General features: G+C 69.2%; 22 protein-coding genes and 1 tRNA gene. 17 read left to right on the forward strand and 6 right to left on the reverse strand.

The window, feature by feature from the left end; genetic code table 11:
* The first annotated feature begins 128 nt into the window (after positions 1–128).
* The 3 genes from NJQ98_RS12785 to kdgK1 all read left to right on the forward strand — a co-directional run bounded on the left by NJQ98_RS12785 (position 129) and on the right by kdgK1 (position 4,353).
* Entirely contained in the window at positions 129–854 is a 726-nt protein-coding gene (locus NJQ98_RS12785; RefSeq protein ID WP_262179263.1) for an IclR family transcriptional regulator, read from the forward strand.
* 279 nt (positions 855–1,133) lie between these two features.
* Positions 1,134–3,272: an alpha-galactosidase gene (locus NJQ98_RS12790; RefSeq protein WP_262179265.1), complete on the forward strand. Its 2,139-nt coding sequence runs from the start codon at positions 1,134–1,136 to the stop codon at positions 3,270–3,272.
* Between the two features lie 127 nt (positions 3,273–3,399).
* Positions 3,400–4,353 (forward strand): bifunctional 2-dehydro-3-deoxygluconokinase/2-dehydro-3-deoxygalactonokinase, encoded by a 954-nt coding sequence (gene kdgK1 / locus NJQ98_RS12795; RefSeq protein WP_262179266.1) that lies wholly within the window; start codon positions 3,400–3,402, stop codon positions 4,351–4,353.
* Positions 4,354–4,371: 18 nt separating this feature from the next.
* On the opposite strand, the gene NJQ98_RS12800 is transcribed toward kdgK1, so the two are convergent.
* Both NJQ98_RS12800 and NJQ98_RS12805 read right to left on the reverse strand, forming a co-directional pair.
* On the reverse strand, positions 4,372–5,022 hold the full coding sequence (locus tag NJQ98_RS12800) for a bifunctional 4-hydroxy-2-oxoglutarate aldolase/2-dehydro-3-deoxy-phosphogluconate aldolase (protein ID WP_262179267.1): 651 nt from the start codon (positions 5,020–5,022) through the stop codon (positions 4,372–4,374).
* Between the two features lie 110 nt (positions 5,023–5,132).
* On the reverse strand, positions 5,133–5,342 hold the full coding sequence (locus NJQ98_RS12805; RefSeq protein ID WP_262179268.1) for a hypothetical protein: 210 nt from the start codon (positions 5,340–5,342) through the stop codon (positions 5,133–5,135).
* Positions 5,343–5,475: 133 nt separating this feature from the next.
* Between NJQ98_RS12805 and NJQ98_RS12810 the strand changes: the two genes are divergently transcribed.
* On the forward strand, positions 5,476–6,153 hold the full coding sequence (locus tag NJQ98_RS12810) for a class I SAM-dependent methyltransferase (RefSeq protein WP_262179269.1): 678 nt from the start codon (positions 5,476–5,478) through the stop codon (positions 6,151–6,153).
* Between the two features lie 14 nt (positions 6,154–6,167).
* On the opposite strand, the gene NJQ98_RS12815 is transcribed toward NJQ98_RS12810, so the two are convergent.
* Positions 6,168–6,935, reverse strand: coding sequence for an outer membrane protein assembly factor BamB family protein (locus tag NJQ98_RS12815; protein ID WP_262179270.1), 768 nt, complete (start codon positions 6,933–6,935; stop codon positions 6,168–6,170).
* Here NJQ98_RS12815 and NJQ98_RS12820 point away from each other — a divergent pair, their 5' ends adjacent.
* The 3 genes from NJQ98_RS12820 (at position 6,936) to NJQ98_RS12830 (ending at position 9,243) form a co-directional block, all read left to right on the forward strand.
* Positions 6,936–7,478, forward strand: coding sequence for a hypothetical protein (locus NJQ98_RS12820; RefSeq protein ID WP_262179271.1), 543 nt, complete (start codon positions 6,936–6,938; stop codon positions 7,476–7,478).
* A gap of 176 nt (positions 7,479–7,654) precedes the next feature.
* The gene (locus tag NJQ98_RS12825; protein WP_262179273.1) at positions 7,655–8,398 is read left to right on the forward strand and encodes a ZIP family metal transporter; all 744 of its coding nucleotides are present in this window, start codon (positions 7,655–7,657) and stop codon (positions 8,396–8,398) included.
* A 125-nt stretch (positions 8,399–8,523) separates the two neighbouring features.
* On the forward strand, positions 8,524–9,243 hold the full coding sequence (locus NJQ98_RS12830; RefSeq protein ID WP_262179275.1) for a halocyanin domain-containing protein: 720 nt from the start codon (positions 8,524–8,526) through the stop codon (positions 9,241–9,243).
* Positions 9,244–9,330: 87 nt separating this feature from the next.
* Here NJQ98_RS12830 and NJQ98_RS12835 read toward each other — a convergent pair whose 3' ends face one another.
* Positions 9,331–13,068: a PAS domain S-box protein gene (locus tag NJQ98_RS12835; protein WP_262179276.1), complete on the reverse strand. Its 3,738-nt coding sequence runs from the start codon at positions 13,066–13,068 to the stop codon at positions 9,331–9,333.
* 224 nt (positions 13,069–13,292) lie between these two features.
* On the opposite strand from NJQ98_RS12835, the gene NJQ98_RS12840 reads away from it, so the two are divergent.
* From NJQ98_RS12840 to NJQ98_RS12850, 3 genes are all read left to right on the forward strand, one after another.
* Entirely contained in the window at positions 13,293–13,598 is a 306-nt protein-coding gene (locus NJQ98_RS12840; protein WP_262179278.1) for a DUF7344 domain-containing protein, read from the forward strand.
* Positions 13,599–13,763: 165 nt separating this feature from the next.
* Positions 13,764–14,381 carry a class I SAM-dependent methyltransferase gene (locus NJQ98_RS12845; RefSeq protein WP_262179279.1) on the forward strand — a complete coding sequence of 206 codons (618 nt, stop codon included), beginning with the start codon at positions 13,764–13,766 and terminating at the stop codon, positions 14,379–14,381.
* Between the two features lie 49 nt (positions 14,382–14,430).
* A complete protein-coding gene (locus tag NJQ98_RS12850) occupies positions 14,431–14,943 on the forward strand; it encodes a DUF8108 domain-containing protein (protein ID WP_262179281.1) in 513 nt (170 codons plus the stop codon).
* On the opposite strand, the gene NJQ98_RS12855 is transcribed toward NJQ98_RS12850, so the two are convergent.
* Both NJQ98_RS12855 and NJQ98_RS12860 read right to left on the reverse strand, forming a co-directional pair.
* On the reverse strand, positions 14,940–15,791 hold the full coding sequence (locus NJQ98_RS12855; protein WP_262179282.1) for an eIF2B alpha/beta/delta subunit family protein: 852 nt from the start codon (positions 15,789–15,791) through the stop codon (positions 14,940–14,942). The two genes, NJQ98_RS12850 and NJQ98_RS12855, sit on opposite strands and share 4 nt — an antisense overlap.
* Positions 15,792–15,850: 59 nt before the next feature.
* Positions 15,851–17,032 carry a site-2 protease family protein gene (locus NJQ98_RS12860; RefSeq protein WP_262179284.1) on the reverse strand — a complete coding sequence of 394 codons (1,182 nt, stop codon included), beginning with the start codon at positions 17,030–17,032 and terminating at the stop codon, positions 15,851–15,853.
* Between the two features lie 97 nt (positions 17,033–17,129).
* Here NJQ98_RS12860 and NJQ98_RS12865 point away from each other — a divergent pair, with 97 nt between their 5' ends.
* The 7 genes from NJQ98_RS12865 to NJQ98_RS12895 all read left to right on the forward strand — a co-directional run bounded on the left by NJQ98_RS12865 (position 17,130) and on the right by NJQ98_RS12895 (position 26,122).
* Entirely contained in the window at positions 17,130–19,163 is a 2,034-nt protein-coding gene (locus NJQ98_RS12865; protein ID WP_262179286.1) for a DEAD/DEAH box helicase, read from the forward strand.
* Positions 19,164–19,324: 161 nt separating this feature from the next.
* On the forward strand, positions 19,325–20,863 hold the full coding sequence (locus NJQ98_RS12870; protein WP_262179287.1) for a hypothetical protein: 1,539 nt from the start codon (positions 19,325–19,327) through the stop codon (positions 20,861–20,863).
* Between the two features lie 72 nt (positions 20,864–20,935).
* Positions 20,936–22,795: an SLC13 family permease gene (locus NJQ98_RS12875; RefSeq protein ID WP_262180992.1), complete on the forward strand. Its 1,860-nt coding sequence runs from the start codon at positions 20,936–20,938 to the stop codon at positions 22,793–22,795.
* A gap of 56 nt (positions 22,796–22,851) precedes the next feature.
* Positions 22,852–22,924: transfer RNA gene (locus NJQ98_RS12880), tRNA-Pro, on the forward strand.
* 126 nt (positions 22,925–23,050) lie between these two features.
* Entirely contained in the window at positions 23,051–23,617 is a 567-nt protein-coding gene (locus NJQ98_RS12885; protein WP_262179289.1) for a metal-dependent hydrolase, read from the forward strand.
* A gap of 136 nt (positions 23,618–23,753) precedes the next feature.
* Positions 23,754–25,850 (forward strand): minichromosome maintenance protein MCM, encoded by a 2,097-nt coding sequence (locus NJQ98_RS12890; protein WP_262179290.1) that lies wholly within the window; start codon positions 23,754–23,756, stop codon positions 25,848–25,850.
* Positions 25,850–26,122, forward strand: a complete 273-nt coding sequence (locus NJQ98_RS12895; RefSeq protein WP_262179292.1) for a DUF7854 family protein — start codon at positions 25,850–25,852, stop codon at positions 26,120–26,122. Before NJQ98_RS12890 ends, NJQ98_RS12895 begins: the two co-directional genes overlap by 1 nt.
* The last annotated feature ends 18 nt before the right edge of the window (positions 26,123–26,140 follow it).

The following is a 26,140-nucleotide window of genomic DNA, read 5'->3' on the forward strand; positions in this document are numbered from 1 at the left end:
GTGTATCGGGACATAAAGTCGCTCACGCGGCGTTTCTCGGGATTTCACCGAGTCTATGGGCACGGCGGCGGACAGCACTCCGTTCACTCTTGACGAACAATTATCCCTCACGCCGCCTATAGCCGACTATGGACGAGTCGTACCCAGTACAGGCGACCGCGACGACGATACGGGTCACCGAGGCGCTGCTCGAGCGAAATCAGGCGGGCGTGACGGAACTCGCCACGGCGCTCGACCTCTCGAAGGGGGCCGTACACAACCATCTCCAGACGCTCCACCGCATGGAGTTCGTCGTCCGCGACGGCCGTCAGTACCGGGTCAGCTCCCGGTTTCTCGACGTCGCCTCGCGCGCCCGCGATGGGAACCCGGTGTACCGCGCCGCCCGGGGCGAGGTCGCCCAGCTCGCCCGCTCCAGCGGCGAGGTGGCATCGCTGGTCGTCGAGGAACACGGGAAGGCGGTGTACGTCCTGGTCACGGGCGGGGAGGACGGACAGACCGCCATACGCGAGGGCCGTCGGCGCCCGCTCTACACCGACGCCGCCGGGAAGGCGATTCTGGCACACCTGCCCGAAGACGAGGTCCGGGACCTCACCGGCACCATACCCGAGGACGAGACGGCGCTGTCCAGGGAACTGCGGACGGTCCGTGAACAGAGCGTCGCCTTCGACCGCGAGGAGCGGGCGGACGGGACGCGGAGCGTGGCCGCTGCCGTGACGACCGAAGACGGGCGGCCGGTCGGCGCGGTGTGTGTCTCCGGGCCCGCCAATCGGATGAGCGGGAAACGGCTCGAAGAGGACATTACCGGCCTTGTTGTCAGCAGCGCGAATAGTATCGCAGTCGACCTATCGAAATAGCTAGTTGTGTAGATATTTGCCGATATACGGCGGCCCACTGAAAGCCTGTTCAGCAGTTCTGAACGAAGCTGATATAACAATACTTGAGATGCCTACGGACACTCTAGCTAACGCTGTCGAACCCTATGAGACGGACCCGGAGAAAAGCGTTCACGTATACTGAACGAATTCGATTATTTTCCCGGCGAACGCTGATATCAGTCTGACTACGCAAATATCCGAAAACCGGAGGCATACGCCCTCCAAACAGCTATTACGGTTCGACTACGGTGGTGGCGTATGGTTCAGGTCGACGTGGGCGGGACGGTCCTTCAGTTCGCGCCCGAGACGGCTCGCGTATCGCTCCGTGCGGACGGGACGACACTGGCGTCCGGCCGGGTCGTCGCCGAACTCGGCACCGACCGGTATCCGCGTACCGATAGCTATCACGTACAGACCGACGGGGACGGCGCGCGGGTGCGCTACGACGACGCCGCCGGGACGACGGTCCGCCTCGGCGAGGCGGCCAGAGGGGCCACCCTGACCGTGAGCGTGGCCAACGAAACCGAGACGCCGCGGTCGGTCGGTCGGCTGTGTCCGCTCGCGGCCGACGACCTGTCGTTCGGGCCGGAGACCCGGCTCTACCGGCACGGCTACCAGTCGTGGACGCCGACGGCGACGCTCCCGGTCGAGGCGTCTTTCGCGCCGATCGAACCGGCCGACGTCCCGATGATGACCGACGTCGACGCGCCGCGGACGACGAGCCACTGCCACATCGGCCTGGCCGACGGCGAGCGCCGCCTGACGGCGGGGTTCCTCGACCACTCCGAGTACGTCACCCGATTCGACTACGAGCGCGGGGACGGCGTCGAGTCGCTGACGGCGGTTTCCCCGGGCGACGGCGTCTCGCTGGCCCCGGGCGAGCGCGCGACCAGCGCGCCGCTGTGGGTCGACGCCGCCCGGCCGGTCGACGACGCGCTGGCCGCGCTGGCCGAGCGGACCGGCGAGCGGATGGACGCCCGCGTCGGCGAGTGGGTCCCGACGGGGTGGTGCTCGTGGTACCACTACTTCACCGAGGTGACCGCGGACGACGTCCGGTCGAACCTCGCCGAACTCGACGAGTGGGGGCTCCCGGTGGACCTGGTCCAGCTCGACGACGGCTACCAGACCGCCTTCGGGGACTGGCGAACGCTGGCCGATGGGTTCGAAGATATGGCGGCGCTGGTGGGGGACGTCCGCGACGGGGACTACACGCCCGGGCTCTGGCTCGCGCCGTTTTTCGTCCAGGAGGACGCCGACCTCGTGGCGTCTCACCCCGAGTGGCTCGTCACCGACGGCGACGGTGAGTTCGTCTCGGCCGGCGAGCGCCACGGCGAGATGTACGGGCTGGACCTGACCCACCCCGAGGTGCAGACGTGGCTCCGGGAGACGTTTCGGACTATCGTCGACGAGTGGGGGTTCGAGTACCTCAAACTCGATTTCCTCTACGCCGGGGCGTTGCCCGGCGAGCGGTTCGCCGACGTGACGCGGGCCGAGGCCTACCGCGAAGGGCTGGCGGCGATTCGGGAGGCCGTCGGCGAGGAGACGTACATCCTGGGCTGTGGGGCCCCGCAGGGCCAGAGCGTCGGCCTCGTCGACTCCATGCGCGTCGGTCCCGACACGGCCGAGTACTGGGCCCGCGAGGGCGAGTCCGATAGCGAGCCGGCTCACGAGAACGCTATCCGGAACGTACTCAACCGTGATTACCTCCACCGGCGGTGGTGGGTCAACGACCCGGACTGTCAGCTCGTCCGGGAGACGACCGAGCTGTCGCCGGCCGAGCGGGAGTCGTTCGCGACGCTGGTCGCACTGACCGGCGGCGCGAACGTGTTCAGCGATAGGATAGCCGACATCGGCGCCGACACCCGCTCCCTACTGGAACGCTCGCTCCCACCGGTACGGGCGGGCGCGGTCGAGGGCGTCGGCCGGACGGAGTTCCCCGACAGACTCGTCTGTGAGCGGGCGGCCGACGGCGGCCGCGCGGTCGCGCTGTTCAACTGGACCGACTCCCCCGAGACGCTGTCGCTGTCGCTGACCGACGACGAGCGCGGCTGGGACGCGTTCGAGGGCGAGGCCGTCCCCGCCGGCGGGACGGTCGAGCGGACGGTCCCGGCCCACGGCTGTCTCCTCGTCCACGTCGCGCCCGCGAGCGACCGCCCCCACCTGCTCGGCGCCGACCACCTCGCCGGCCTGGGCTCGCGCCTGGAGCGGGTCGCCTGGAGCGCCGACGGCGCGGCGGGACAGCTCTCTCTCACAGTCGACGCGGCGACGCCGCAGTCGGTCACGGTCGCGGTCCCCGACGGCTGGACCCGCGCCGGCGTCGACGGTGCGGGCGCGGCGGACACGTGTACGGTCACGGTCGGGCCGGGGCCCGCGACGCTCTCCTTCGAGCGGAGCTGAGCGCCTGCCGCTCGACCGGGCGATTCCGCCCGCGCCGGGGCCCCGCGGTGTCCCGTACCGCTCCCGACGGGCGCGCCGAGAACCGGAACCGGGCAGTTTTATACGCGGTCTGCTGTCCCTCATTACTATGGTCGACCTAGTGACGTTCGGCGAGACGATGCTTCGCTTCTCGCCGCCGGACGACGAGCGCATCGAGACGGCAGACCGGTACGGCGTGCGTGCCGCGGGCGCGGAGAGCAACGTCGCCGTGACGGCCCAGCGGCTGGGCCTCGACGCGGCCTGGACCTCGAAACTGCCCGACTCGCCGGTCGCCCGACGTGTCACCGGGGAGCTTCGCAGCCACGGCGTCACCGTCGACGTGGCCTGGAGCGACGACGGCCGCCAGGGGACGTTCTACCTCGAAACGGGCGAGCAGCCCCGCGGGAACACCGTGATTTACGACCGCACCGACGCCGCCGTCACGACCGCGACGCCACCGGAACTCCCCGTGGCGGGAATCGAAGACGCGGCGGGATTCCACACGACCGGCATCACGCCGGCCCTCTCGGACACGCTCTCGGAGACGACGGCGACCCTGCTTGAGACCGCGCGCGAGGCGGGGACGACGACGAGTTTCGACTGCAACTACCGCTCGAAGCTCTGGTCGCCCGCGGAGGCCAGGGAGACCCTCACCGGGCTACTGGACGACGTCGACGTGTTCACCGTCGCGGAGCGGGACGCCCGCGAGGTGTTCGAAAAGTCGGGGGAGCCCGCGGACATCGGGCGCGAATTCGCGGAGACGTACGACCTCGACGTGGCGATTCTCACCCGCGGGACCGACCCGGCGCTCGCGGTCACCGGGGACGCCGTCTACGAGCAGCCGACCTTCGAGTCGACGGACGCCCATCCGGTGGGGACCGGCGACTCCTTCGTCGGCGGGTTCCTCTCGCAATACCTCGACGGACAGAGCGTCCCCGACGCGCTGGAATACGCCGCGGCGACGGCCGCGTTCAAGCGGACCGTGCCCGGCGATATCGCCGTCGTGAGCCCCGAGGAAGTCGAATCGGTCATCGGCGGCGACACCGCGGATATCTCCCGGTAGCGAAGCGGGGGAACGATATCAGTTCCGCGCGTCTTCGACGGCCCGGACGAACGCGGCCGCCGACTCGCGGACGCCGTCCATGTCGCCGTTCTCGATGGCCTCGTAGTCGACCAGCGCCGAGCCGGCGCCGACGGCCATCGCGCCGGCGTCGAAGTAGCCGGCGACGTTGTCCGTCGAGACCCCGCCGGTCGGCATGATGGGCACGTCGCCCAGCGGGCCCTGCAGCGCGCCGACGTGGTCCGGACCGACGGTCGACGCGGGGAACATCTTCAGCACGTCCGCGCCTGCGGCCATCGCCCGGTCGGCCTCGGTCGGCGTCATCACGCCGGGGATGGCGACGACGCGCTCCCGATTGCACACCTCGATGACCTCTTCGCTGACGTTCGGGGCCAGCACGAACTCCGCCCCGGCTTCGATGACGTTTCGGGCGGTCGCGGCGTCCCGAACCGTTCCGGCACCGACGACCGCGTCGGTGTCGGCCAGCGCCCGGTCCACGGCGGCGATTAGCTCCGAGCACCGCTTCGCGTCCGCGGTCAGTTCCAGCGCGGAGACGCCGCCCTCGTGGATTGCACGCGCGACTTCGACCACGTCGTCCTCGGGGATATCACGCATAACGGCGACCACGCCGCTATCGACGATACGTTCCATTACGTGCTGTTTAGTCGGCACGTCTGGGCGGATGCGTAGCAACAGTAAAGCTTCCCCGCTCTCCGCCTACAGGGGCCCTGTCGGCCCGTACCGTCGGTGTGGCGCCCCGTACTCGGCGGCGATGGCCCGTTTCAGTCGCTCTCGAACTCCTCGTTGAGCGCTTCGAGCCTGGCCTGTAGGTCCCACACGTCCTGGGTGAGCGCCTCGATGGACGCGCTGACCTCCTCGCTGTTGCTCTCGGTCGCGGCGGCCCAGAGGAGGTCTTCGGCCTCGTCGAGATACCCGTCGGCCAGCTGGAGCGCTCGAAGCACGTCCGGGTCGGGCGGTGGCGGGTCCCCCATGAACAGTACAGTGGACTCCGGGGTCAAGTCCGTTCAGGTAGGCCCGATATTTGTCGGCTCGGTCGCGGCCGCGGTGTGGCGCCACGGCGGGCACGGACAGCCTATATGTCCCCGGCGAACGGGGATACGACCGATGGTCCCACAGCGCCGTTCGAACGGTACGACGGACAGCCACGCGGGCGGGCCGGCCCGTCCGCTGTCGAGCGAGGACGTCGCCGCCCTCTACGACGGGCTGGCCGCCCAGTACGACCGGTGGGACTGGGCCAACCGGCTGTTCTCCGGCCCGCTCCGGAAGCGGGCGTTCGCCGACGCGGGCGGGCGGGTCCTCGATGTCGCCTGCGGGGCGGGGACGAACTTCCGGTATCTCCCCCCTACCGCCCAGCTGGTCGGCGTCGACATCAGCGACGAGATGGTCGAGGCGGCGCGGGACGAACTCGACGCTATCGGCCGCGGCGGGACGGTGTACCGGATGGACGCCGAGGCGCTACAGTTCCCCGACGACAGCTTCGATACGGTCGTCTCGGCGCTCTCGACGTGTACGTTCCCCGACCCGGTGGCGGCCCTCTCGGAGATGGCGCGCGTCTGTCGCCCCGACGGGCGGGTGTTGCTGCTCGAACACGGCCGCAGCGACGTCGAACTCGTCGGGCGATTTCAGGACTGGCGCGCCGACGCCCACTACGAGCGACACGGCTGTCGGTGGACCCAGGACCCGCTCGCACACTTCGAGGCGGCGGACCTGACCGTCGTCGAGAGCGAGTCGTTCCTCCTGGGGATGATTACTGTCATCGAGGCCCGGCCCGGGTCGGCGTGAAGACGACGGCGCCCTCACGCCCCGCCGTCGCCGACCCGGAACGTCTGCAATCCCCGTGAACTGGCGACGAACAGGTGGCCCGCGGCGACGACCGGTGAGGCGTACGCCGAGACGGCGCCCGTCGTGTTCTCCCAGCGCGTCCGGTCCGGACCGAACAGCCCGCCGGTCTCCCGGCGGAACGCGCGAACGTCGTCCGACGCGACGACGACGCTGTCGTCGGTGACGACCGGCGCGGCGGTGCCCTCGCTCGGGAGGTGGACCTGCCAGTTCGTCTCGCCCGTCTCCCCGTCGAGTTCGTGGAGGTCGCTGTCGATGACGTAGACGTCGCCGGCGTCGACGGCGGCGGCGGCCCGGCTGTGGAGGTCCCGGCGCCAGCGGACCGAGCCGTCGGGCCCGGCGGCGACGGTCTCCTGCCACCCGGTCTGGATGACGCCCCCGTCGTCGGCGACCGACGCGGCGTACGGCGTATCGACGGCGACGCGCCAGCGTTCGGAGCCCGTCTCGCGGTCCAGTTTCACGAGGGCGTCCCGGTCGGGGACGTAGACGGCGTCGGCGGTGACGGCGGGCGCGACCTGTGTCGCGGTCTCGTCCCCGAGGTTGTACTCGTCGTAGACGAGCGGCTCCAGCGACTGTCGCCACCGTTCGGTCCCGTCGGGAGCGAGTCTGACGCAGGTGGTCGAACTCCGGGCGTAGAGGTCGCCGCCGGCGACGGTGACCCCGTAGGTCAGCTCGCCGCCGAGACGGTACGTGTCGAGGACTGCCCCGCCGGCGAGCGCCGCCACGTGTACGCTGGCGCGCCTCCGGTCCTCGTCGCCCGCTGGCTCGGCGCTCGTCGGGACGTAGAGGCGGGCGGGTTCGGGGGCTATCGCCGGGACGCCACACGCCTCGCCGTCGAGGTCCCGGGACCACTGTTCGGTGCCGTCGGCCGCGACGGCGACGACGCGCTGGTCGGTGGCGAAGTACGCGACGCCGTCGTGGACGACCGGGGGACGTACGCCCAGTTCGCGGGTTCGAGGAGCCGGGCGTCACCGGGCTCCGGGGCGCCGCCGGGGACCCGGTTCGCGTTCGTCGGCCCGTTCCCGTACGAGTGCCAGTCGCCGCCGTGGAACGCCGCGGTGTCGTCCTCGCGGAGGGCGTTACATCCGGCGAGCGACCCGGTCAGCGCGGTTCCGAGGGCTGTGAGAGCGGCCCGACGCGACGGCCCCCGTCGGGACGGTTCGGAGTCGGTGGGCGGCGGGCGTGCGGGCGACAGGTGGGGCGAGGGCACGGGGTACCCGTCAGGTGCCGTGAACAAAGGACTTCCCGTCGATTCGATCGCGATTTGACCGACGACTGGGCCGCCGCGGCCGACGCTGTTGCGCGCCGGGACGCCGCTGTCGGTCGGGATACCGTCGGCGCCGCCAGAATTATTGGATAACAATGATTAATTCATAAACATGAATCTCCCAGCCGACGGTGTCGTCGCCCATCACCGCCGACCGCTCGCCCGCCGGACGGACCGATGACCGGCCCGCTCGCGGCGCTGCTCGCACAGTCCGGGGGGACGACCGGCCTGCTCGCGAACCCGTGGTTCTACGCGGCGTTCTCGGCGCTGTCGCTCGTCGCCGGCGCCGCCGTGGGTATCTGGATGGCCCCCGAGCAGCGGTGGCAGGCGGCGCTGCTCGCCGTCGGCGGGGGGTCGCTCGTCGTCTCGCTCGCCTTCGAGCTGTACGACCCCGCGGTCCGGAACATCGGGCCGTGGCAGGCCTCCGGATACTTCCTCGTCGGCGTCGCCGTCTTCGGTACTCTCGACATCCTCATCGACGACCGCTCCAGCGACCAGACCGAGGAGCGGGGCTGGGGGCTGTGGGCGAGCGTCACGACCGACGGGATTCCGGAGAACGCCGCCATGGGGTCGCTGCTGGTCGGGAACGTCTCCGGCGCGCTGTCGTTCCTGTTTGCCCTCTCGGTCACGAACACCTCCCAGTCGATGATGTCGGGGACGAACATGTCGAAAAACCGGGGCGATTGGCGGACGATGGGCGCGTGGGCCGTCACCGCCGTCGTCGTCGGCGGCGCCGTTCTGGTCGGCTACTGGGTCCTGCCGCCCCTGCCGGACTACTGGATAGGCGCGACCCGCTCTTTCGCCGGCGGCGCCATCCTGGCGTCGCTCGCGGCCGAAATCTACCCCGACGCGTACGAGGAGGCCGGGCCCTACATCACGCTGGCGACGGCCCTGGGGTTCCTCGGAACCTTCCTCCTGTGACCGCCGTCCATGATGGCTGTCTCCGGGGCCGGGCGTTCGATGCGGTCGCCATCGGCCTAAACACTACCGCGAGGAATAGTTAACTATCCAACATATACAGGGCGGTCGGAACCCTACCGATGCGCATGGCATCCCGGACGACGACTGTGTCCCGGCGGGCGTTCCTGCTGACCAGTGCGGGCGCGACGGCGACCGCTGTGACCGGTTTCGCGGCCGCACAGGCGGAGTCACCCACGGACGGCACCACTCCGACAGGCACCGAGGGCGGCGGGAACGCCACCGAGGCCGGCTCGCCCGGCGGCGGTGGGGGTGGCCCGCCGGACTTCGGCGGCTTCCTCGACCCGGTGGGGAACTTCGACGGCAGCGTGGTCGACGCCCGCGGGCAGGGGCAGGTGTCGGTGACCGTCGGCGCCGAGGGCAACGGCGGGAACTTCGCCTTCGACCCGCCCGCGGTCCACGTCGACAACGGCGCGACGGTGGTGTGGGAGTGGACCGGGGAGGGCGGCGGCCACAACGTCGTCTCGGATGGCGAGGGCCCGCTCGACTCGGGCGACCCCGTGAGCGACGAGGGGGAGACCTACGAGTACACGTTCGACTCCGACGGCATCTACAACTACGTCTGTGTCCCCCACGAGGGACAGGGCATGAAGGGGTCGGTCGTCGTCGGCACCGACTACCCGACGGCCAGCGCCGGCGGTGGCGGCGGGGGAAGCGGCGTGCCACAGCTCCCGGACGGCGCGAAGACGCTGGGCGTCGCGACCACCGTCGTGATGGCGGCGACGCTGGGGCTGACCTACGTGTTCATGCGCTTTGGCGGCGACTACGAGATGCCCGGCGACGAGTAGCCACACAGCGGTCCCGGGGTCGACAGACCCGTCCGCTCGCGGCGTACCGAGCCGGTGGCGTCCCGATATGCTACCCGCTTCGCGCGCTCAGGTCGCTGTCTCACCCGGGGTGAACACCCGCGCGAACACCTTCCGCTGGGCCTTCCGCATGTGGCTGTGGAACGTCGCCGCGGCGATGTCCAGCGACGAGGCGACCTGCTCGCCCGAGGCGGCTCGCGGCCACTCGAAGAACCCGGCGTGGTACGCGGTCTCCAGCACCGTTCGCTGCCGGTCCGTCAGGTCGGCGAGCAGTTCGCGCTGCATCCTGTCGCTTGCGTCCCGTCGCCTGGTTATCTGCTGGCGTTTGCGTAGCTGGACCGTGGGGTAGGCGCTCTCGAGCCGCTCGACGACCTGGCGAACGTCGACGCTCGTCGGGATGTGGACCGTCATCCGGTAGTCGTCGTCCTCGATGACCGCCGCTTCGACCGAGCCGCCGACCGAGGCGATGGTCGAGAACGCCGGCGGCGCCGACAGCAGGAGTTCGAACGGCTGCTCGGCCCCGGTCCCGTCCTGTACGGTGAGGCGCTCCCAGTGGGGCACCCTGTCGACGAGCGACCGCAGGTAGTCGACCGAGTCGTCCGTCACGCTGCCGTAGACGATGAACTCGTCGTCGCCGAGCGATATCGAGTGGCGGAGCCGCGCCGCCCCAGACGGCTGGCTGTCGACACCAAACGCCTCGGAGACGTCCGGCACGAGGAAGTGGAGTTCCACCATCTCGTCGCTCATCAGCGCCTGCTTTCGCTCCGTCGCCGCGATGGCGTGGCCGACGATGTCGCCGAGCTGTTCGATGACCGCCCCCTCCTGGCCGGCGAAGGCGTTCGGGCGGGCGGCGTAGACGTTCAGGGTCCCGTACATCGTCCCCTCGTGGCTGATGGGGATGGCGGCCGACGACTGGAAGCCGTACTGTTCGACGTGGTCCCGCCACGGGTCGTAGCTGGGGTCGGACCCGACCGCTGTGGTCGCCTGCATCTCGCCCGTCAGGAAGGCCCGCCCCGTCGCGCCCCCGCTCCGCTCGTCGTCGGGGTCGACCGAAATGACGGTCTCGTCGAGGTACCCCTCGATGCCCGCCTCGGTTCGGACGGCGACGGTCTCCGAGGGGGCGTCGACTTCGCCGACCCAGGCCAGCACGTACGACTCCGAGTCGACGAGATACTCACACACCGTCGCTTCGATTTCCTCGCGCGAGGACTGGTCGATGACGGCGGCCGTCACCCCGCGGACGACCTCGTTGAGGCTGTTGAGCGCGGCCAGCTGTTCGCGCTGGCGTTCGAGCTCCCGCTGGCGTTCGACGTGGTCCGTGATGTCCCGGACGACGCCGACACGCTCCGGGCCGGTGGCCGTCGCGAGCGTGTTGAACCTGGCCTCGGTCCGGATAGTGGTTCCGTCCGGGCGCACCACCGACGTCTCGATGCTGCCGGTCTCGCGCTCGCCCACCCGAATCTCGGCGTCGATTTCTCTGGCCCGCTCGATGACCGACGCGTCGAGGATGTCCGCCTCGACGAGCGACTCGACGGTCCGGCCGACGAGCTCCGCCGCCGGGACGCCGACCAGGTCGCCGTAGGCGTCGTTGACGAAGGTGAACTCGCCGTCCTCGGCGACGGTGTAGATGCCGTCCTCGACGGCCTCGACGATGCCCTCGTAGCGTCTGAGTTCCCGCTCGCGCTCGCGGCGCTCGGTCACGTCCCGGACGACGCCGACGCTCCCGGACCCCGCCCGCCCGGGGTCGAGCAGGGCGAATCGCGCCTCGACGGGGACCGTCCCGCCGTCGGCGGTGGTGAGTTCGGTCGCCAGGGTCGCGACCGATTCCTCGTCGCTCCGGAGTTCCTCGCGCAGTCGGTCACCGCTGTCGAGTGCCGACTCCCCGGCGACCGTCGACACGTGGGCCCCCAGCAGTTCGTCGCGGTCGTACCCCGTCAGTTCGCAGTAGGCCTCGTTGACGAGGACGAACTCGCGGGCCTCGTCGATGACGTAGACGCCGTCGCCGATGGTCTCGATGGCGAGTTCGTACTGTTCGAGCTCCTGTTCGCGCTCGCGGCGCTCGGTGACGTCGCGGAAGTACACCGACAGCCCGCTCTCGGAGGGGTACGCCGACACCTCGAACCAGGTCGAGAGCGGCGGGTAGTACTCCTCGAAGGTGACCGACTCCTGTGTCGACACCGCCCGCTCGTACTGCTCCTGAAAGGCGGTGTCGACGGCCTCGGGGAAGGCCTCCCAGAGACTGCGCCCGAGCAGTTCGCCGACCGACTGGTCCAGTAGGGCCGTCGCCTGCTCGTTGGCGTGGACGAACCGCCACTCCTCGTCGACGGCGAAGAAGGCGTCGTCGATGCGACCGAACACCTCGCGCAGTTCGTGGTCGAGTTCGTCGCGCTGGCGCTCCAGCTCCCGCATGGTCAGTTTGAGTTCCGTGATGTCCTCGCCGACGACGATGACGCGCTCCAGGGCGCCGGACTCGTCGGTGAGCGGCGTCGCGCTGAGCCGTACCCACCGGCGTTCGCCGTCGGGCGTGTCGTGGCCCACGAGCCGGTCGGTGGCCGGTTCCCCGGTCTCCAGCACGATGTTGACGGGGTGGTCCGCGGCGGGCAGGGGGCCTCCGTCGGCGTCGTAGAACGCTTTGTCGGCCGGGCTAAACGTCGAATCCTCGCTGACGCCGAGCATCTCCCGGCTCTCGGCGTTCATGCGGTCCAACGAGCCGTCGGCGTCGAAGACAGCCAGCCGGACCGGCGCGGTCTCGAACAGCCGCGCCGTGAGGTCCCGCTCGCGGCGCAGCGCCTCCTCGCGCTCGCGGCGCTCGGTCATGTCGCGGGTAATCTTCGCGTACCCCTCCAGCGTCCCGTCGTCGTCCCGGATGGCCGTGATGGTCACGTTCGCCCAGAACCGGGACCCGTCGGCGTGCAGGCGCCACCCCTCGTCCTCGACGGCCCCCGCCTCGGCCGCGGCCGCCAGGTTCGCCTCGGGCACGCCCGCGGCGCGGTCCTCGGGGGTGTAGAACGTCCCGACGTGTTCGCCCAGAATCTCGGCGGCGTCGTACCCCTTGATGCGCTCGGCGCCGGCGTTCCACGTCCGGACGCGGCCGGTCGCGTCGAGCTTGAAGATGGCGTACTCCTCGACGGCGGTCACGAGCGAGTCGAACTGCCGCTCCCGCCGCTCGTGGGCCCGCCGGAGACGCGCCCGCTCGGTGACGTCCTCGTACAGGTCGACGCGGCCGCCGGCGACGACCCCGGTCTCGACCGGTTCGCTGTGGTGTTCGACCCGCCGCGCCTCGCGGCCGTCCGCGGCCGTCACCTGCCACTCGGAGCGCTCGCCGGTGTCGTCGGGCGCGAGCGCTCGTTCGGCGAACGCCCCGCCGTCCTCGACGGTCGGCGCGATGACTTCCTCGACCAGCGTCCGGTAGCTCGTCCCGAGGGCGCTGTCGTGGTCGAACCCGAAGTATCGCTCGGCGGCGTCGTTCACCCACACGACGTGGTCCCCCGAGTCCCGGACGACCACGCCCACCCCCGTCCGGTCAAGTACGTCCGCCGCGATGGAGCTGACGACTGCCGGCCAGTCCCCGGCGGAGCCCCCGCCGGCCGTGGCCGGGGCCGGTCGCCACCAGACGCGCCCGCTCGCGCCGACCTTCTTCGTCTCCAGTCGGCCGTGTTCGACCAGTCGCTCCAGGCGCTCGTACGTGCTCCGCCGCCCCAGTCCGACCCGCTCTGCGACCTCGCTCGTGGCGAGGGGCGCCCCGGCGACGTCGAACAGCGCGAGCGTCTCCCGGAGCGTCTCGGTCAACGGTTGGCCTCTCATCATGAAACAAATGTTACTGCTGCGACAAGTACTCTCCGGCGACGGAGGCCACGCAGCCGGTGTCTCCGGGTACGGAACTGGCGTGCAACGGTAACCAAGTTCCTGTCATCCGAACGTAAGTACGGTGGACCGACCGGCCGGCGCGCCGCCGCGGCCCCCTAGTATCTTCTAGGCTACCCTTAGGCCCGCGGCGGCCTTCGATAGAGGTACGGTAAACACATCACACCATGAACGACGCTTCCCTGCAGCAGACGACTGGTATCAGCTACGACGACGCCGGAACGGCCGCCATCACGACGCACGGCCGGCACAAACTGCTGTCCGACGAACGCCGACACACCGCGCTCCGGGTGCTCGACGAGGGGCCGCTCCCGATGGCTCTCGGGGAGCTGGCCGACGCCGTGGCAACGGACGAGGCCGCGGACGCGGACGCTGTCGGCGTCGCGCTCCACCACAAGCACCTGCCGCTGATGGCCGACCTCGGCGTCGTCGACTACGACCCTGCCACGCGGCGTGTCAGCGGCCCGCGGTAGGCCACGCTGTCGCCGATTGCTGCCCGTCCCCGACACACCGGCCGCCGAGCGAGCCACCCGCACTGAAGACGACCGACGCACGTGCCCCTTTTTCTTCCCGGACGCGCGAGCGATTCGCCCGCCGGGACCGCCAGCTTATTTAGCGCCAGCGGCCTCCCCGACGGTATGGACCCCGAGGACGTGCGTCGGGACTGGGCCGAGCGGACGGGCAAGTACTCCCCGGAGTACTACGCCGACATCGGACCCAACGAGGTCAGCGAGACGCTGCGGGACGTGCTGGGCCACTACGTCACCGAGGACGCCGCCATCCTGGAGGTCGGCTGTGGCTCCGGGCGCCACCTCGAACGGCTCCGCCGGCAGGGGTACGGGAACCTCACCGGCATCGACATCAACGAGGACGCATTCGACGTGTTGCGCGAGCGATACCCCCGCCTCGCCGAGACCGGCCAGTTCCACGCCGGCGCCGTCGAGGACCTTGTCGGGGAGTTCGACGACGGCGCCTTCGACGTTATCTACACCGTCGAGACGCTCCAGCACATCCACCCCGAGGACACCTGGGTGTTCGAGGAACTCGCCCGACTCACGTCTGACCTGCTGATAACGGCCGAAAACGAGGGCAACAGCCCCCAGCGCGGGCGGGGCGAGACCGCCGTGAGCTACGTCGACGACGAGTTCCCGCTGTACCACCGCAACTGGAAGACCGTCTTCTCCGAGCTGGGGCTGGCACAGCTGATTCGGGAGCCGACCGACCGGGACACGATTCGCGTGTTCCGGACGGTGTGATACGGGGCCGGCGTCAGGGTTTATGCATTCGCCGTGACAACCGGCGGGTATGTCGCCCTCCAGTACCGTCGAACTCGCGGACGCGGTCTCCGAGGTGCTCTACGCGCTCGCCGGCTGGCTCCTCGTCGGACTGGGCGCGGTCGGCGTCGTCGTCGCCGTCCTCTCCGTCGCCAGCGGCACCGCGTCGAGCCTCATCCTGTCGTCGATTGTGGTGTTGCTCTCGCTGTGTCTGGTCGCTTTCGGCGTCTTCGTCAACCCCGGGTTCCGCCGCCGGCTCGACCGCCGCCGCTCGCTCGGGCAGTTCGGCCGCTCCCGCGTGGTCGAACACCGCGTTCTGCGTCCCGGCGAGGACAGGACGGACCGCTGTGTCGACTGTGGTGCCCGTGTGACCGAAGGGGAACTCAGGCGCTACCGGGAGGAGTTCTGTCTCGCCGGCCTGCCGGTGTACACCCACAGCGAGGGGGAAAACGCGTACTGTCTCGACTGTGCGACGACCGATTCGTCGGACGCGACGGCGCCGGCGGACGAGCGGGCGCGGGCGGAGCCGCTGACGGAGTCCTAGAACTCCATGACGGCGTTCTCGGTGACGACCGAGTCGATGAGCCGCGTCGGCGTCGCGTCGTAGCCGGGGTTGGCGATATCGAACCCCTCGGCCGGTTCGAGCATGACCTCGCTGCCCGGGCGGAACGTGTTCTCGAAGTTGAAGCCGCTGCCGATGAACTTTGAGGAGGACCCGACCGCCGTGACGGGGACGCCGTGGCTGGCGGCCGAGGCGACGACCGAGTGGGTCCCGATGCGGTTGTACAGCACGTCGTCGATGAGGCAGTTCATCCCGATGAGGACGCGGTCGACCTCCTCCAGGTAGTGGCCCGCGGCGCCGTCGGTGATGAGCGTCACGTCGACGCCGTCGCGCTCGGCGAGCTGTCGGGCGGTCTTTCGCCCGAGAAACCGGGGCCGCGACTCGGTGACGAACGTCTCGACCGTCTTCCCCGCACCCACTATCTCGTCGAAGGTGGTCATCACCGTCGAGGAGTTCTCGTGGGTCAACAGGACGTCCCCGTCCTCGACGAGGTCGGCCGCGCGCTCGGCGGCGCGTTGCTTGCTCGACTCCACCTCTTCGACGATGTCGTCGATGGCCCCGACGAGCGCCTCCTTTGCCGCCTCGACGGTGTCGGCGTCGGACCCCTTGACGGCCTCGACGATGCGCTGCTGGGTCGTATAGAGGGGGGCGTGGGAGCGGTTGGCGCGCTGGAGGGCGCTGGAGTTGCGCTCGACGACGCGGTAGAAGTCCTCGACGGTGTGGCACTCGCGCTCGGTCAGCTCGCGCAGCGCACGGGCGGCCTTGACGGCGACGATAGAGGAGCTCTGGGTCTGCATCTCCTCTATCTCCCTGACTGTTTCGTCTATCATGCACGTACATGCGGCTGTCGGGAATAAGGACCTTCCCCCATCGCTTGCCGAGCGTCTACCTATGACTCCGTCCGGCGCGGACTTCTCCCGAGCCCGGCGTCCTCGCTGGACCGCAGGATAGACAGCGCGGTCATGATGTCAGAGCGGGTGAGCAGCCCCTGGAACTCGCCGGCGGCGTCGGTGACGACCAGCCGGCCGACGGAGTTGTCCTGTAGCTCGCTCAGCGCGTCCATCACGTCGAGTTCGGGCGCGACGGTCACGAGGTCGGTGGTCATCACGTCGCCGACGGTGTAGGCGTCCCGCTCGACGTCCCGGACCGCGCGGGCGTCCTCCAGCGTGACCAGGCCCACCACCTCGCCGTTGACCTCGACCGGATAGCCGGTGTGGCGCTCCCGGAACATCGTCTCGATGAGCTCGCGGACCGACACCCTCGGCGTGACCGTGGTGACGTGGGCCGCCGGCGTCATCACGTCCCTGACCTGCACGCCCTCAAGGTCGGCCCGCATCGTCGTCTCGCGGGCCTCGCCCGCCGCGCCGACGTAGATGAAGAAGGCCAGCCCGGCGAGGAAGATGTTGCCGGCGACGAACAGGCCAAACAGGCCCAGGAGGATGGCAAACACCTTCCCGACCTCCGCGGCGATTTCGGTCGCGCGGGCGTAGGGGCGGGTCCGGGCAAGCAGCGCCCGGAGCACCCGCCCGCCGTCCATCGGGAACCCCGGGAGCATGTTAAAGGCCGCCAGCGCGACGTTCATCACCGCGAGGTAGGCGAAGACGAAGCGGGCGGACTCGACGACGGCCGACCCGGTGCCCGGCAGGACGGCGAAGGCGGCATACGAGAGCGCGCCCAGGGCGACGCTGACGACGGGGCCGGCGACGGCGATGGCGAGCTCCTGTCGCCAGTCCTCGGGCATCTCGGTCAGCTGGGCGACGCCGCCGAAGAGCCACAGCGTGATGGAGTCGATGGGGAAGCCGTAGCGTATCGCCACCAGCGAGTGGCCCAGCTCGTGGAGGACCACGCCGGTGAAGAGACCGACGGCGGCGACGACCCCCAGCACCCAGACCAGGCTCCCGCCGGTCAGCACGGCCGGGTCCAGCCCGGCCCCGAGCGAGTCGTTCAACAGCCCCGCCGTCTGCTCTATCTGCGTGCCGATAATCCACGCAAAAAGCGGCAGGACGAGCAGGAAGGTGAGGTCGAGCTGGATGGGGATGCCGAAGGCGCGCCCGATGCGGAACCGTCGCATAGCTGTCCGTTGGCGGCGGATAGTGATAAGCGCCGGTGGCCCGCCGGGCCGACTCGTCCCGAGCCAGTAAAGTAGCTCCCCCGCCGTAGTGACACCCGTGTCGAAGCAGGCTGCGGAGGTCGAGACGCTCTTCCTTCACGAACACGGCGACGACGTCCGTGTCGTCGCCCAGCGCGACGGCTCGCGGCTCTTTCGCGCGGTCCTCGAACTGAAGGAGACCGACGCGGGCCCCCGTCCCCGCCGGCTCCGCATCGAGGACGGCTCCGGCGAGCAGCTGCGCTCGCCCGACCAGTTCGTGGAGCTGGCCCGCCGGGCGACCCGCATCCGCATCTCCCAGCAAACCGGTTCTATCGCCCGCGAGCGCATCAAAGAGATGCTCGACGGCTACCAGCTCGACGCGAAGGTCGTCCGGACCTGTCGGTTCTGTGCCTCGGCGGGCCGGTACTCGCCGATTACGAGCGAGACGGCTATCGAGGCCGACGGGGAGTCGATTTGCCCCGAGTGTGCCAGCCAGGAACTCGACCGGCAGCTGGCGTTCGACGGCCAGATTACCGGCGACGCCCGCGAGCGGCTGGAGGAGCTCCTGCTGGAGGTCCAGGACTTGGACCGCATCACGAACCTGCTGTCGGGCCAGCTCGACCCCGACCTGACGAAGTTCGACGAGATATCCGCGACGACCGAGGACGTAGAGCCCGTCCGCGTCGACTCGCTGGGGCTGCACCCGGGCATCCAGGACCACCTGGAGTCCCGGTTCGAGACGCTGTTGCCGGTCCAGAGCCTCGCGGTCGAACACGGCGCGACCGACGGCGAGGACCAGCTCGTCGTCTCGGCGACGGCCACGGGGAAGACGCTCGTCGGCGAGATGGCCGGGCTCGACAGAGTCCTCAACGGCGAGGGGAAGATGCTCTTTCTCGTCCCGCTGGTCGCGCTGGCCAACCAGAAGTACAACGACTTCCAGGACCGCTACGGCGACATGGTCGAGGTCTCCCTGCGCGTCGGCGCGAGCCGCATCGCCGACGAGGGCGGCCGCTTCGACCCCGACGCCGACATCATCGTCGGTACCTACGAAGGCATCGACCACGCGCTCCGGACCGGCAAGGACCTGGGCAACGTCGGCACCGTCGTCATCGACGAGGTCCACACGCTGGGGGAGGACGAGCGGGGCCACCGGCTGGACGGGTTGATTTCCAGGCTGAAGTACTACTGTGAGGAAGCACAGACCGACACCCAGTGGATTTACCTCTCGGCGACGGTCGGTAACCCCAGCCAACTGGCGAAGAAGCTCCGCGCGAAACTCATCGAGTTCGAGGAGCGCCCGGTCCCCATCGAGCGCCACGTCACCTTCGCGGACGGCCGCGAGAAGATAGAGACCGAGAAGAAGCTGGTCAAGCGGGCATTCGACTCGAAATCGAGCAAGGGGTACCGGGGCCAGACCATCATCTTCACCAACTCCCGGCGGCGCTGTCACCAGATATCCCGGAAGCTGAACTACTCCTCGGCGCCGTACCACGCCGGGCTCGACAACCGGAAGCGAAAGCGGGTCGAGAAGCAGTTCGCCGACCAGGAACTCGCCGCCGTCGTAACGACTGCCGCACTCGCGGCCGGGGTCGACTTCCCGGCCTCGCAGGTCGTCTTCGACTCGCTGGCGATGGGTATCGAGTGGCTCACCGTCCAGGAGTTCAGCCAGATGCTCGGCCGCGCCGGCCGGCCCGACTACCACGACAAGGGGACCGTCTACGTCCTGGTCGAACCGGACTGCACCTACCACAACAGCATGGAGATGACCGAGGACGAGGTGGCGTTCAAACTCTTGAAGGGGGAGATGGAGCCCGTCATCACCCGCTACGACGAGGGCGCCGCCGTCGAGGAGACGCTGGCGAACGTCACCGTGGCCGGCAAGGCGGCCAAGCGGCTCAACGACCGGATGGTCGGCGAGGTCCCCACGAAACACGCCCTGGGGAAGCTCCTCGAATACGAGTTCATCGACGGGCTGGAGCCGACGCCGCTCGGCCGGGCCGTGACCCGACACTTCCTGGCGCCCGACGAGTCGTTCCAGCTGCTCGACGGCATCCGCAAGGGGAGCGACCCCTACGACATCGTCGCGGAGATGGAGCTGCGCGACGAGCACTGATGCGCAGGTCGTCGACAGTCGGCAGTGTTTAGTTACGAGATAGAGACAGCAAACAGCCAGCCGGGGCTTTCTGGCTCTTTGAGTCATTTCCTGCTAAAGTAAACACTGACCGTCGACAGTCGGTCCGTACCTTCATGTGGCCCCGCAGTCTTGCGGTGTGCATGGGGCTGTTCGATAGCATCCGGCGCGTGGTCGGCGGCGGAGACGACGACGCCGACGACGCGGCGACCCAGCCTGACCTGGTCGACACGCGCGACATCGACGTCTCGGCGCTCCGCGAGCGGGCCGAGAGCGTCGCCGGCGAGGTCGGGGTACTCGACTTCTCGCTTTCCTCCCTGGCTCGGTTCGACGACGCCATCGACGAGGGCTACGACGAGGACCTGGCCACGTCAGACCGACCGGGGGCCTACGCCACCGACACCGTCCGCTTTGGCTGTTATCTCGGCGAAGTGCTCGTCCGGGTCTACGACGGCGAGTGGACCCGCAACCCGGACTGGGGGGTCACCATCGCCGGGCCCGGCGGCACCACGACCGTCGACGTCTTCGACGTGGCGGAGCGGTCGATAACCACCGGCGCGGTGTTCGCCGCCGTGGCCGACCGGGCCGCTACCGCGGCCGGGCTCGACACAGCCGACGCCGCTCCGTCGGCCGGCGACGACGGCACGGACGCGACGCCGGCCAAGGGCGATACCGACGGCGAGCCGGCGGCTGGGGAACCGCGTGTAGACGACCGGACTGTGGACACACCGGGCGACGACACCCCGGAAGTCGGGACCCCGGACGGCGATGGACCGACGGCCGAGGCGTCCGGCAGCGACGAACCGATTTCCGAGGCGTTCGAGGACAATGAACCGCCGGCCGACAGCCCGGACACGGGCGTCGGTCCCGACCCGGCCGAGGCCGACCCGACCCCGAGCGACGCGGCCGATGGCGACGATGCCGAGCCGCTCATCGAGGAGGCGGAACCGGGCGACACCGCGGCGGACGAGGCGACCGACACGGCGGCCGCGAACGGCGAGACGGCGACCGGTGACGGGCCGTCCACCGCCGACGGCTCGCCGTTCGGGGACGACGCCAACTCGGGCGACGGGACCGACCGGGATACCTCGCCGTCGCTGTTTGACGACGCGGCCGCCGGGGCGGGCCCGACGGTCGACGACGCCCCATCGGCCGAGGACGGGCCATCGCTCTCCGAGGTCGACGACGCAGACCGGGACGACGGGGCGACCGCCGACGCCGACAGCGACGAGGCGACCGCCGACAGCGCCGATACGGGGCCGGCGGCCGGCGACGACCTCCGGGAGCCCTACGCCGAGGCGGCCGAGGAACTCGCCTCCTTCTGGACGGAGTACGACCTCGACTACACGCCCGAGTCCTTAGAGCGGCTCGACGCCCTGGTTAGCGCCGAGTGGGACGACGACCGGTTCGACGACGCCGAGTTCGGCAGCGACGACTCCTTCGACGACCGCGTGTTCACGAGCGTCTCCACGGAGCTCGGCGGCTACTTCGGCGAGGTGCTCGTCCGGGAACTCGACGCCGAGTGGAGCGACGGGACGGCCACCGACGCCGTCGTCGTCGAGGGTGCCGACGGCCCGCTGGCCATCCCGGTGTTCAAGGTCGCCGGCACCTCCATCACCCAACAGCCGGTGTTCGCCCGGAGTTACGCCTCGCTGCTCTCCGACCTGGACGCCGACGGGTAGCCGACAAACCCCACGTTTTTCCCCCAGCCTGCCGAGCCCAAACCTGTGTCGCTGCCACCGATTACGCCCGCGATGGCGTTCGTCTTCGCGCTGATACTCGCGGCGCTCGTGCTCTTTGCGACCGAACTCGTTCCCGTCGACGTGACGGCTATCGCGGTGATGGTGGCGCTGCTTTCGGCCGAGCCGGTGACGGCGACGTTCGCCGACCTCGGGCTGCTCGCCGAGCCGCTCTATGTCCTCCACCAGCCCGGCGACGACATCTCCCCGCTGGCCCAGGGGCTGTCGGGGTTCGCCTCGACGGCGACGATTACGGTCCTGGCGATGTTCATCCTCTCGGACGGCGTCCAGCGGACCGGTATCGTCCAGCTGCTGGGCGCGAAACTCGCCGCCCTGACCGGCGACAGCGAGACCAAACAGCTGGGCGCGACGGTCGGTCTCGTGGGCCCTATCTCCGGGTTCATCAACAACACCGCCGCGGTCGCCATCCTCCTCCCGATGGTGACCGACATCGCACACGAGGGGAAGACCTCCCCCTCGAAGCTCCTCCTCCCGCTCTCCTATGCCTCGATGTTCGGCGGGATGCTCACGCTCATCGGCACCTCGACGAACATCCTCGCCTCCCAGCTGTCGGCGGAGCTGCTCGACCGCCCGTTCTCCATGTTCGAGTTCACGCAGCTGGGGCTCATCGTCACCGCCGTCGGCACCGTCTACCTGCTCACGGTCGGCCGGTGGCTCGTCCCGAGCCGAATCCCGGTCCGCGAGGACCTCACCGAGGAGTTCGAGATGGCGGACTACCTCACCGAGGTGGTCGTCCGCGAGGACTCGCCCATCGTCGGCCAGACGGTCCGGGAGGCCCTGGCCGAGACCGACCTCGACGTCGACGTAGTCCAGCTGGTCCGGGACAAACGGACCTTCCTCGAACCGCTCGACCAGAAGACGATACGCGCCGGCGACGTCTTCGCCGTCCGAATCGACCGGGACACGCTCGTCGAACTCCTCGACCTGGACGGGCTCGACGTGATTCCCGACGTGACCGTCGACGACGCCGAACTCGAACGGGCAAGCGACCGGCAGAACCTCATCGAACTCGTCATCGCGCCCGGCTCCGCCCTCGTCGGCGAGACGCTGGCCTCGTCGAACTTCCGCCAGCGCTACGACGCCACGGTGCTCGCGCTGCGACGCGGCCGCGAACTGTTCCGCCAGCGGATGGACCGCGTCCGGCTGAAGGTCGGGGACACGCTGTTGGTCCAGGCGACGGTGGACAGCATCGACCGCCTCGACGTGAACCGCGATTTCATCGTCGCCCAGGAGGTCGAACGCCCCGACTACCGCAAGTCGAAGATCCCCGTCGCCGTCGGCATCGTCGCCGCCGTCGTCGCCGTCGCGGCCCTGACCCAGGTCCACATCGTCGTCTCGGCGCTGGCCGGCGCGCTCGCGATGGTACTGACCGGCTGTCTCCGGCCCGGTGAACTGTACGACGCCGTCCAGTGGGACGTCATCTTCCTGCTGGCCGGGGTCATCCCGCTCGGCATCGCCTTACAGGAGACCGGCGGCGCCGACCTCATCGCCGACCTGTTCGTCCTGGCCGCACCGGGGCTGCCCGCAATCGTCGTCCTCGGGCTGATGTACGTCGTCACCGCCCTGTTGACCAACATCATCTCGAACAACGCCTCGGTCGTACTGATGATTCCCGTCGCCGTCCAGGCCGCGGGCCAACTGGAAGCCAACGCCTTCGCGTTCGTCCTCGCCGTCACCTTCGCCGCCTCGACGGCGTTCATGACGCCCGTGGGCTACCAGACCAACCTCCTGGTATACGGCCCCGGCGGCTATCGGTTCACCGACTACCTGAAGGTCGGCGCGCCGCTGCAGGCGGTCTTTGCGGTCGTGACGACGCTCGGCATCGCCTACTTCTGGGGCCTTGCCCCGGCGTGACACGGCAGGGAAGGCAACGAAACCCTTTACTCGCTGACGGGCACACGTCCGAGTACGGGATCGTGGGGTAGCTTGGTAACCTTCGGGCCTTGGGTGCCCGTGCCCCTAGTTCAAATCTGGGCGATCCCATCCACTTCTCGGAGCCACGAACAGCCGGGAGCGGTGTGGCCGGCAATCGTGTCGGAGCTGAGCGACACCGGCGCAATTGTGTTGGAATAACAACACGTTTCTACGTGCGCCCCCTCGTCGGTACCAATGGTAGACGTCCTCGGCCACCTCGGAATGGCGCTGCTCTGGCTCGCACCCGTCTGGTACTTCATCGGCCACCGCCGGACCGCGGCGCTGGTCATCGGCGGCGGGTTCTGGTTCGGTATGCTCCCGGACATCGACCTCCCGCTTTCGGCCTGGGTCGACGGGATTCACCACCACGGTGTCGTTCACACGGTGCTCGCGGTCGCGATACTCGCGGCGGTCATCGGGCCGCTGCTGGGGCTGGTGTTCGCTCGCATCGGGACCCGAACGGACTCGACGTGGTTCTACGCGCCGGCACGGGAGCGGGCAACGGCTATCGGCGTCCTCACCGTCCTGGTCACGGGGCTCGCCCACCTCTTTGCCGACATCCTGTCGGCGCCCGACGTCTCGACGCGAATCGAGCCGCTCTGGCCGGTCGTGGAGGGCCCCATCGTCATGGTGGACGTACTCTGGTACCAGTCGTGGTGGGCGACCTGGGGGCTGTTCGTCCTCGGCGTCGCGGTCAACGGGCTGGCGTGGTACCTGACTGACGGCCGGGACGAGCCGCCGGCCGGGACGCCCGTCAAGTGACCGCTGGCCCGCCGTAGCGGCCCATCGCTCCGAGGGTCCCACTCACATTTCGGCTCCGGAGTCGGGCCCGACACACCACTTTCACCCCGGCATACCAACCTTCTTAGGTCATCCCGCACAAACCCTGTACACTCAGATGGCGACCGCCGAGAACACCGAACTCATCGACCGTTTCGAGGAGTTCTACCGCAACTACTACCGCAACGAGATCGGTGAGCTCGCCCAGAAATACCCCAACGACCAGAAGTCGCTGTACATCGACTGGGACGACCTCTACCGCTTCGACCCGGACCTGGCCGACGACTACCGCACGAAGCCGAGCCAGCTCCAGGAGTTCGCCGAGGAGGCGCTGCGCCTCTACGACCTGCCCGTCGACGTCTCGCTCGGGCAGGCCCACGTCCGTGTCCGAAACCTCCCCGACTCGGAGGACATCCGCGACATCCGACACGAACACCACGGCAACCTCATCTCCGTACAGGGCATCGTCCGGAAGGCGACGGACGTGCGGCCGAAAGTGACCGAGGCGGCCTTCGAGTGCCAGCGCTGCGGGACCCTCACCCGGATTCCGCAGGCCGCCGGGGACTTCCAGGAGCCCCACGAGTGCCAGGGCTGTGAACGACAGGGCCCCTTCCGGCTCAACACCGACCAGTCGCAGTTCATCGACGCCCAGAAGATTCGGGTCCAGGAGTCGCCGGAGGGGCTGCGCGGCGGCGAGACGCCCCAGTCCATCGACATCAACGTCGAGGACGACATCACCGGCGTCGTGACCGCGGGCGACCACGTCCGCGCGACGGGCATCCTCAAGCTCGACCAGCAGGGGTCGGACCAGGACAAGTCCCCGATGTTCGACATCTACATGGACGGCGTCAGCGTCGTCATCGAGGACGAGCAGTTCGAGGACATGGACATCACCGACGCCGACAAGAAGGAGATCGTCGAACTCTCCAACGAGTCCGACATCTACGACCAGATGGTCGGCGCCATCGCGCCCTCCATCTACGGCTACGAGAAGGAGAAGCTCGCGATGATGCTCCAGCTCTTCTCGGGGGTGACAAAGGAGCTTCCCGACGGCTCGCGTATCCGTGGGGACCTCCACATGTTGCTGATAGGGGACCCCGGGACCGGGAAATCGCAGATGCTGTCCTACATCGAACAGATCGCGCCCCGCTCCGTCTACACCTCGGGGAAGGGCTCTTCCAGCGCCGGGCTCACCGCGGCCGCGGTGCGCGACGACTTCGGCGACGGCCAGCAGTGGACGCTGGAGGCCGGCGCGCTGGTCCTCGCAGACCAGGGTATCGCCGCCGTCGACGAGCTGGACAAGATGAGCCCGGAGGACCGCTCGGCGATGCACGAGGCGCTCGAACAGCAGCGCATCAGCGTCTCGAAGGCGGGTATCAACGCGACGCTCAAGAGCCGCTGTTCGCTGCTGGGCGCGGCAAACCCCAAGTACGGCCGCTTCGACCAGTACGAACCCATCGGCGAGCAGATAGACCTCGAACCCGCCCTCATCTCCCGGTTCGACCTCATCTTCACAGTGACGGACAAGCCCGACGAAGAGAAAGACCGGGACCTCGCGGAGCACATCGTCCAGACCAACTACGCCGGCGAGTTGCACACCCACCGAACGAACACCCCGACCTCGAACTACTCCGAGGAGGAGGTCGACACCGTCACCGACGAGGTGGCCCCGACCATCGAACCGGAACTGCTGCGGAAGTACATCGCCTACTCGAAGCGCAACTGCTTCCCGACGATGACCGAGGAGGCCAAGACGCGCATCGAGGACTTCTACGTCGACCTGCGGATGAAAGGCCAGGACGAGGACGCGCCGGTGCCGGTCACCGCTCGAAAACTGGAGGCGCTCGTCCGGCTGGCCGAGGCGTCGGCCCGCATCCGCCTCTCGGACACCGTCGAGGAGTCAGACGCCGACCGCGCGGTCGACATCGCCCACTACTGCCTGAAGGAAATCGGCGTCGACCCCGAGACCGGCGAGTTCGACGCCGACGTGGTCGAGACGGGGACCTCCAAGAGCCAGCGCGACCGCATCCAGAACATCCGCGGCATCATCAACGACATCGAGGACGAGTACGACGAGGGCGCGCCCATCGACGTGGTCGTCGAGCGCGCCGAGGAGGTCGGCATCGACGAGTCCAAGGCCGAACACGAGATAGAGAAGCTCAAACAGCGCGGCGAGGTGTACGAGCCCCGCACCGACCACCTCCGGACCACCTGATGGACCGCATCAGCGCACTCCGGAACGTCGAGGACGCGCTGGCGGCCTTCGAAGACGGCGAGTGCTCGCTGTCGGAGCTAGAGGCAGACGTTCGCGCGATTCTCAGGACCTACGCGGCCGACTTCGAGGGCGACCTGCGGGCCTACCGGGCCAGCGACGACGGCTCGGCGGACGGGCTGGTCGTCCTCGCGCCTTCGGCGCCGGAGGCCCGCGACAGGGTCGCCGCGCTTGTCGACGAGCCCGGCGACTTCTCCGTCTCGCCGGTCGAGTAGGGAAAGCTGTTTTACTGC

The sequence above is a fragment of the Haloarcula laminariae genome (assembly GCF_025457605.1).
Classification (GTDB): domain Archaea; phylum Halobacteriota; class Halobacteria; order Halobacteriales; family Haloarculaceae; genus Haloarcula; species Haloarcula laminariae.